This is a genomic window from Bacteroides sp. AM54-2NS, assembly GCF_003602935.1.
GTDB classification, from domain to species: Bacteria; Bacteroidota; Bacteroidia; order Bacteroidales; family Bacteroidaceae; genus Bacteroides; species Bacteroides xylanisolvens.
On sequence record NZ_QTMZ01000135.1, the window covers coordinates 1 to 1,045 of the forward strand.

Annotated in this window: 2 protein-coding genes; both read left to right on the forward strand. The window is 33.4% G+C overall.

Annotated elements, in window-relative coordinates; all coding sequences use genetic code 11:
* Positions 1-136 precede the first annotated feature (136 nt).
* A complete protein-coding gene (locus tag DXA05_RS26140) occupies positions 137-328 on the forward strand; it encodes a hypothetical protein (protein WP_008649611.1) in 192 nt (63 codons plus the stop codon).
* Positions 276-932 (forward strand): hypothetical protein, encoded by a 657-nt coding sequence (locus DXA05_RS26145; RefSeq protein ID WP_128859794.1) that lies wholly within the window; start codon positions 276-278, stop codon positions 930-932. Before DXA05_RS26140 ends, DXA05_RS26145 begins: the two co-directional genes overlap by 53 nt.
* The last annotated feature ends 113 nt before the right edge of the window (positions 933-1,045 follow it).

Genomic DNA, 1,045 nt, shown 5'->3' on the forward strand with positions numbered 1-1,045 from the left:
TGAAGAATAATGTACGGGACAATAAACTTCAAATCGGAATGTGGGCGCAATTTAATGGCTACATGAAACGCAGGGTACACAGGAACGGAAGATATTATACTGTATATATCCCATTACAAAGACTAACCGATTAATTATGATAATCCATTTACCTACAGGGAAGCAGTTTGCCAACAGGAAGGAAGCCAAGATTTACTTTGGTACAGCCTACTATTACAAGTTGGAACGGGAGAAGAGAGATTTGTTATTTACCGATAATGTTCAATCAGCTACTAATGAATATTGCCAAACAACATCTAATAAACAGGACAAGCATAAGAACTCATAATGCTACCATTAATAAGTCAATGTTAAATGCTTTAAATGAACCTGACCTGTATAGATTCTTTTGTCTGTCTCTATATAGAAACAGCTATTATAATGTAAGACTACGGATTGAAGATATAGCCAAGATTACAGGTGAGAAGGAAAGCACATTAAAGAATTTCAATAAGAGCATGGACACGGTATTGACAAGAAAGAAATACCCCAGCCCAATCAACCACCCTGTATATGAATTTACAATGAGAAGTCTGTATAAGATACCTGCCATGGATTACAAAGGCTTTATCACATTATCCCATAAGTTTACCCAAGTTAAGCTAAGTGTGAAAGTGAAAGGGTACTATATCAAGCTATTATTAATTGCAGAGAATAATACTATTCCTCTTACTAACATAGGAATAGCTAATAAGTTGGGAATAAGTAAGAATACAGTATTCAAGTATAATATTGAATTATTCCAAGCAGGATTGTTAAAACTGTTTCCCGACAGGTTGGAACTTACTCCTAATGAATTACTAATAAGCAATGATGAAGCCAAACAAAAGAAAGAATGGCATCCCATTACAGGAGATTTACTACCTAATATAATTCTTAGCTTTAATAAGTAAGTAAAGAGGTCATTTTATACCTGTTATTAATTATATTAAGAGAGGGTATAATTTGACCTCTGACTGTAATATATAGTCTTTATATGCTTATGAAGTCGAATTAATAATGACAG